Annotated in this window: 9 protein-coding genes; all 9 read right to left on the reverse strand. The window is 39.3% G+C overall.

Annotated features, from left to right (window positions below):
* Positions 1–223: 223 nt before the first annotated feature.
* On the reverse strand, positions 224–502 hold the full coding sequence (locus M901_RS04930; protein ID WP_021277089.1) for a hypothetical protein: 279 nt from the start codon (positions 500–502) through the stop codon (positions 224–226).
* Between the two features lie 108 nt (positions 503–610).
* Positions 611–877 (reverse strand): hypothetical protein, encoded by a 267-nt coding sequence (locus M901_RS04935; RefSeq protein ID WP_157679839.1) that lies wholly within the window; start codon positions 875–877, stop codon positions 611–613.
* A gap of 58 nt (positions 878–935) precedes the next feature.
* Positions 936–1298 (reverse strand): hypothetical protein, encoded by a 363-nt coding sequence (locus M901_RS04940; protein ID WP_034720485.1) that lies wholly within the window; start codon positions 1296–1298, stop codon positions 936–938.
* 1 nt (position 1299) lies between these two features.
* Positions 1300–2121 carry an enoyl-CoA hydratase-related protein gene (locus M901_RS04945; protein ID WP_034720488.1) on the reverse strand — a complete coding sequence of 274 codons (822 nt, stop codon included), beginning with the start codon at positions 2119–2121 and terminating at the stop codon, positions 1300–1302.
* Positions 2122–2123: 2 nt separating this feature from the next.
* Entirely contained in the window at positions 2124–3038 is a 915-nt protein-coding gene (locus M901_RS04950) for a hydroxymethylglutaryl-CoA lyase (RefSeq protein WP_021277083.1), read from the reverse strand.
* Between the two features lie 8 nt (positions 3039–3046).
* Positions 3047–3517, reverse strand: a complete 471-nt coding sequence (locus tag M901_RS16285; protein WP_053335825.1) for an acetyl-CoA carboxylase biotin carboxyl carrier protein subunit — start codon at positions 3515–3517, stop codon at positions 3047–3049.
* Positions 3518–3526: 9 nt separating this feature from the next.
* Positions 3527–4993 carry a biotin carboxylase N-terminal domain-containing protein gene (locus tag M901_RS04960; protein ID WP_081653354.1) on the reverse strand — a complete coding sequence of 489 codons (1467 nt, stop codon included), beginning with the start codon at positions 4991–4993 and terminating at the stop codon, positions 3527–3529.
* 2 nt (positions 4994–4995) lie between these two features.
* A complete protein-coding gene (locus tag M901_RS04965) occupies positions 4996–5787 on the reverse strand; it encodes an enoyl-CoA hydratase-related protein (protein WP_021277086.1) in 792 nt (263 codons plus the stop codon).
* A 21-nt stretch (positions 5788–5808) separates the two neighbouring features.
* A complete protein-coding gene (locus M901_RS04970) occupies positions 5809–7440 on the reverse strand; it encodes a carboxyl transferase domain-containing protein (RefSeq protein WP_021277088.1) in 1632 nt (543 codons plus the stop codon).
* Between the last annotated feature and the right edge of the window lie 97 nt (positions 7441–7537).

Below are 7537 nucleotides of genomic sequence, written 5' to 3' on the forward strand. Positions count from 1 at the left end.
AATCGAAAACTTTTCATCTATTTCCCTAGATACGATCTTGATCATTATTAATTTACTACAGATTACGAGTGTTTGCCTTTTGGATGAAGGAGAAATGCAATATTGAAGACTTAGAGTTCAAATATTGAGGGAATATTAATAATATCAGTTAAATAGAAGAGAGAAATTGCCAATTTATTGAGAAATAAAAAAGGCCTCACAAAGAGGCCTTAAATATCGAAACTTAGATCATATGAAGACATTCGTGCATACAAAGATCAACTTGTGAATCAGGAAGAGTTAAACATCTCTCCTCACAAGTATTCCCCTCAAGAGGGTTATTAAAACTCTTTACAGGACCTTCCATACACCAGTCCATTTGCGCCCAGTAACACTGGTTAAAATCTTTACCTTCAAGCTCTTTACAAATTTCTGTTGCTTGCATTGAACAGATTTTTAAAACACTTGCGTTAGCTGTTACTGCCATAAAAGAAAGAGCAGCGATCATCATCATTTTTTTCATATGCACCTCATTTGAATTATATTGTTTTCGTTTGGGGACATTAGTGAATTTTTCTCAAAGTGTAAACTGGTTACAAGCTCAGTGAGGAAAAACTAAAGATGCGACGCATTAATACTGTTCAAGATTATCAAATTTTATGACGAGGGTTTGGGAACTATACCCAGGAAAGGCCGACAAGAAGGCATCCCACGAGCTTCTCTCAATCCCAATTGAAAGATTTGAGATTTTTTGGCAGTCATATCCATTCTGATCAAGAATTGTCTTTATATAGATTTCTTCAATTCCAAATCCGGCCTCAGGCTCTTTAACAACAACAGAGCGATTCAGTTTTTGGGACTCCCAAACTCCAGAACTATTACAATATTTTGAAGACACTCTTAGACCCGAAGCACAGCTCGTAATCAATAGAAGAAATAGTAGAAATAAAAGACTTTTATTCAAAATCATTGATTACCTTTGAGCCCCATCCTTCAATTCGAGTTCGTGAAGGAATGTAGAGACCTAGACTTAAGTATGTCCAAAACTGATCCATAGGTGATTGATAATGAGTAATTGTGAGATTTCCCACAGCACTAACCCGATCTCTAAAAAGAAGATCACCCATATCAAAGTAGCGACGTTTTGGCATGAGTCCCCATAATAGAGACTCTTGCTCTACTTCATAGATTATTTTCACTTTCCCTGAAACACTCTTAGAATGGATCTCCACTGGAACTCTACCCTTTCCTGTAAAAACAGTATGAGAGCAAGAGCTAAAAAATACAGAAATCAAGAGGATACAGAGAAGAGGCTTCAACTTATTCTCCCCTAAATTCAGGATTTCTCTTATTTAGAAAAGCATCTATGGCCTCAAAGTGGTCATTCGTTCTTTGAGATATTCCCTGATAAGCGCTCATCATGTTGAGATGAGAATCCAAGTCGTCTTTCATTGCCCTTTTCATCGCAGTCTTTGTCAACTGAACAGCAGCAGGGGCATTAGTACTAATAAGTTTGGCAAGAGTACGTGTTTGCGCTTCCAAGTCATCATGAGAGAAAACACTACTTACAAGTCCCATCGAAAGGGCTTCTTGTGAATTATAAATCTTGCCTGTTAAATACATTTCCATGGCCTTGGCATAACCAATAGCTCTGGCAAGAAAATATGGCCCACCATCCCCAGGGACAAGACCTAACTTAACAAAAGTTTCTCCAAACTTTGCCATATCTGAGCAAACTCTCAGATCACACATGGCCACGAGATCACAACCTGCTCCAATCGCGGCACCATTGACCATGGCAATAATTGGCTTTTGAAGTGATTCAATCGTACGAGGAATTCTTTGAATTCCCTTAGAGTAACAATTTCGAAGCTCGAAAGGCTCTCCAGCAAACATACCACTTCTCTCATTCATGGCCTTGATATCACCACCGGCACAAAAAGACTTTCCCTCACCAGTTAGGATAATAACTCTAACTTCGGGATCAGCATCAGCAAATGAAAGGACTTCACACAGAGATTGAATCATCTCATCACTAATAGCATTACTCATGGATGGATTATTTAAAGTCAGCGATAGAATATGGTCGCTAAATTCTACTTTAAGATCCTGATAGCTTTTTTTGTAGAAATTATTTGTCATGACTAGGCCTTTGAATGTCGTCCACGATAAGCGTTATAAAACTTAGAGACACTATCCTTTTTTAAGTGTTCCAAAATAAAGCGAGAGGCCTCATGTAGCTTACTCATATCTACACCTGTCTCAACATTTAACTTCTCAAAGAGATTCACAACATCATCAGTGGCCACATTACCCGTGGCCCCCTTAGCATAGGGACAACCACCTAAACCGGCTGCAGAAGAATCGAAAACTCTTATTCCCTCTTCATAAGAAGTATATATATTGGCCAGGGCCATACCTTCAGTGTCATGAAAGTGCATGGCCATTTTCGAAAGATCAAAATTCTTCTTAATCTCAGAAATAATAGCAACAACTTGGTGCGGATTAGCAACACCAATAGTATCACCAAGAGAAACCTCATACACACCAAGCTTCATAAGTTTTTCGAGTGTTCTCAAGACTTGCTCAGTTTGAATCTTTCCCTCATAGGGACAACCAAAGACTGTTGAAAGATATCCACGAATAGAGATATCATTTTCAAGTGCTTCCTTAGCAACCGCCTCGAGTCTTATAAAAGACTCATCAACTGAGGCATTAATATTTTTTAAATTAAAAGTATTTGAAGTTGCCGTAAAAAGAGCAATTTCTTTTACTCCTAACCCCTTGGCCTTTTCAAGCCCTTTTAAGTTTGGAACTAAACATGGAGTTCTAAGTTTTTGCAAATCAAGTTTATCTGCGACCATTTTATAAAGATCTGCAGAATCCTGCATTTGAGGTATCTTATCAGGACGAACAAAGCTGGTGACTTCGATACAGTCCAAACCGGCCTCATGGAGTAACTTGATAAACTCAAATTTTACTTTGGTATCAACGAGACTCTTCTCATTTTGAAGTCCATCACGTGGACCAACTTCTACCAACTTTACTTTATTTGACATTTTTCTTCCTATTCGGTTTCAACTTCAATTTCAAAGAGCTCTTTTCCACCCTCAACAAGTTGCCCCTCATTCACATGGAAAGACTTAATCACACCACTAACAGTAGATTTAATCGTGTGCTCCATTTTCATGGCCTCCATGATCACTAAAGAGTCACCGACACTCACCTTCTGTCCTTCTTGGGCACAAAGCTTTAAAATCTTACCAGGCATTGGAGAGAGCATATCACCAGAAGCTGAATCACTTCCTGAATCCCTTGATAACTTCCATGTTTCTAATTCAATATTGTGACCATTAACAGTGACAATCTTTTCAGAAACCATACAAGTGGCATCTTCACCGTTGAGATGAAAAGAGTTTAAGTCGTTCTTAAAAACTTTATATCGCTTACCTTTAAACTCGAAGTGAGCAACATTTCCTTCCAGGCCGAGAATATCAACAACGTAGTCTTCATCACCATGTAAATAAATTCTTTGCATCATTATTCCTTATACGTTTCTAAACCCAGCTAACTTTTCCCATGCCTTAGGACTAGCAAATTTATTAAGTAGTTTTTTATCATTTAGAAGTGAAGCACCAATAGCAAAAGCAAGATCTTTATCTGAAGCTAGCTTTGGTCTTAAGTCTTCTTCATATGTTTTTACGAAGTGAGTATATGTCTGCCCAGACAGAAATTTTTCATGATCTAAAATTCTTAGAAGATAACTTCTATTCGTTGAAAAACCGAAGAAAGGTAGCTCATAGAGTCCTTCTTTTATTTTTTCAACACATGTATTTCTATCTTTATCATGTGCAATAACTTTTGCAATCATCGGGTCAAAGTTAACAGTAATCTCATTACCATCAACATAACCCATATCAAGACGAATCCCCTCTTTTACGCGGCCAATTCTCTCAAGTTTACCAATTGAAGGCATAAAGTCATTATCAGGATCTTCCGCATAAATTCTCAATTCAATAGCATGACCTCTTTGCTTAATATCATCTTGGCTAAAGTCAAACTTCTCACCGCTTGCGGCCCTAAGCTGAAGTTCAACAAGATCATGGCCTGTTACTAATTCAGTTACTGGGTGCTCAACCTGAAGTCTTGTATTCATTTCAAGAAAGTAGAACTTATCACCATCAAGGATAAACTCCACAGTTCCTGCCCCACTATAATTGATTTGTGCAGAAATCTTGGCCGCGGTAGAAGTCATCTCAGCCCTAAGTTCAGGACTAAGGGCCATTGAAGGAGTCTCTTCAACAATCTTTTGATGTCGTCTTTGAATTGAGCATTCTCTTTCAAAGAAATGAAAGTGATTCCCATGTGAGTCCGACATCACTTGAACTTCAATATGTCTTGGGTTTTCTATAAATTTTTCAATAAGAACAATATCTGAACCAAATGAAGAAAGGGCCTCTCTCTTACAAGAGTTTAATTCCTCTAAGAAATTCTTCGATTCATATACGATCCTCATCCCCTTTCCACCACCTCCAGCAGAGGCCTTAATAAGAACTGGGTATCCCATATCATCCGCTTGTGACTTTAGATGATCTGGGTCTTGATTTTCTCCATGGTATCCAGGAATAACCGGTACACCAATTTCAATCATCTTCTCTTTAGAACCCTTCTTATCACCCATGAGATTAATAATCTCAGGAGTCGGTCCAATAAAGATGATTCCTGCATCAGTCACTTTCTTTGAAAATGCTGCATTCTCAGAGAGAAAACCATAACCAGGGTGAATGGCATCACATCCATATTCCTTAGCAAGATCAACGATCTTATCCATATTTAAATAAGTTTGTGCTAGCGTCGTCCCCTCTAAATAGATAGACTCATCTGCTTCAAACCTTTGTGGAAGCTCTTTTTCTTCTTCCGTGTAGAGAGAAACTGTTGCAATTCCAAACTTCTTACAAGTCTTCACAACTCTTAGAGCGATCTCTGCTCTGTTAGCAATTAGTACCTTAGTAATTTTCACTTCTTCTCCATCCAGTTAGGTCTTCTCTTTTCAAGAAGGGCATTCATTCCCTCCTGTCCTTCCAAAGAAATTCTCATGGCCGCTATCGTTTCGCATGTAAATTGCTTTATATCACTTATTTCACTTCTTCTCTCGACACCGTAAATAAGCTTCTTTGCCATTTGTTGTGCTTTAGGCCCAGCTTTTAAAAACTTCACGATAACTTCTTCAGTATCTCTTTCAAAATAACGGCCTAGACTTACTTGGTGAGCAAGACCAATTTGAGCCGCCTTCTGTGCATCAAATCTCTCTCCCGTTAAAAAAAGAGTTCGTGCTTGAGAGTGACCAATCTTGGCCATTACGTAGGGAGAAATAACGGCCGGAACTAAGCCTAGCATAACTTCAGTAAAGCCAAGCTTAGCATCCTCGTGAACGATCACATGATCACATACGGCCACGAGACCACTTCCACCACCAAGAGCTGCACCATTAATTTTTCCAATAATAGGTTTAGAAAAATCATTCATCGTCTCAAACATATTGGCCAAATTCATTGAGTCAGCAATATTCTCACTCTCCGAATAATCAACCATCTTCTTCATCCAATTTAAATCTGCTCCGGCGCAAAAAGACTTTCCTTCACCAGTTAAAACAACAAGACGAATCCCCTCATCACTCTCCATTGCTTTAAACTCTTCAGTCAGACCACTAATGAGTTCATCATTAAAAGCATTGTGAATTTCTGGACGATTAAGAGTGATAGTGGCCACACCTCTTAGATCGACATCCTTCTTATATAATTCAGTCATATAACCTTCTTAATTCTTGATCTACATTCTAAAGACACCAAACTTTGTGTCTTCAATATTCTTGTTAAGACTTGCACTCAGGGCCAGTCCTAAGATATCTCTCGTATGAGCAGGCTCGATAATACCATCATCCCAAAGCCTAGCACTTGAGTAATAAGCGCTTCCCTCAGTTTCATACTTATCTAGAATCGGCTGTTTGAATTCAGCTTCTTCAGAGGCACTCATCTGCTCTTTTCCCTTGGCCTTAAGCGCATCTTGTCTTACAGTTGCAAGAACGCCTGCTGCTTGCTCACCACCCATCACTGAAATTCTAGCATTTGGCCACATCCATAAGAATCTAGGAGAATAAGCTCTTCCACACATTCCATAATTACCTGCACCAAATGATCCACCGATAATGACAGTAAACTTAGGAACATCAACAGTTGAAACTGCGGTTACCATCTTAGCACCATGCTTTGCGATCCCCTCTGACTCATACTGCTTACCAACCATAAATCCTGTAATATTTTGCAAGAACACGAGAGGAATTTTTCTCTGCCCACAAAGTTGAATAAAGTGAGATCCCTTAACCGCACTCTCACTAAAGAGAATTCCATTATTGGCCACAATACCAACTCGATGACCGTGAATTTTTGCAAAACCACAAACAAGAGTCTTTCCATAGTTTTCTTTGAATTCATGAAACTCAGATCCATCGACAAGACGTGCGATAATCTCTCTAACATCAAAGGGCTTCTTAGTATCACTTGAAAGAATTCCGTAAATATCGTCAATCGGATACTTCGGCTCTTCAATCCCCTTTTCTTCATCAATCTTCTTATCACCAGATAACTCTCCGGCCGATTGATAGTTTAGATTCTCAACAATATTACGAGTGATCGCCAATGCATCAAGCTCATCTTCAGCGTAGTGATCTGCGACTCCTGACTCATGAGTATGAACATAGGCCCCACCAAGATCTTCTGCGCTAACTTCTTCACCGGTTGCGGCCTTAACAAGAGGAGGTCCTCCTAAAAAGATAGTCCCATTACCTTTTACAATAACAGACTCATCAGCCATGGCCGGAACATAGGCTCCACCAGCAGTACAAGAACCGAGTACAACGGCAATTTGAGGAATTCCCATCGCGGACATTTGGGCCTGGTTAAAGAAGATTCGACCAAAGTGGTCTCTATCTGGGAAAACTTCATCTTGCTTTGGAAGAAATGCTCCTCCAGAATCAACTAAGTAAATACATGGAAGACGATTTTCTCTCGCAATCTCTTGTGCTCTTAAATGCTTCTTAACAGTCATTGGGAAATAAGTCCCACCCTTAACAGTTGCATCATTGGCCACAAACATGCACTCAACGCCGTGAACACGACCAATCCCACACACAATACCTGCACTAGGAATATCCATCCCGTACATATCTTGTGCCGCTAAAGAACTCAGTTCTAAAAAAGGTGATCCTTCATCAAGGATCTTATCGATTCTTTCTCGAGGAAGAAGTTTCCCACGACTATAGTGTCTTTCAACAGAGGATTCACCACCACCTTTTTTAACGTGGTCGAGTTTCTCGCGAAGCTCACTTCTTAAACCTGTATGAAATTCTTTATTTACTTGAAAGGCTTCACTTGATCTATCAACTTGTGTACCAAGAACGTCCATTACATTTCCTTGTCATAAATTCATTATCCAAGGATTTTACTTGGTTACATAGGTAGTGACAAGGACACAACGTGTTATTAGTAACTCAGCTGGTCAC

Source organism: Bacteriovorax sp. DB6_IX, from assembly GCF_000447775.1.
Taxonomy (GTDB): Bacteria; Bdellovibrionota; Bacteriovoracia; order Bacteriovoracales; family Bacteriovoracaceae; genus Halobacteriovorax_A.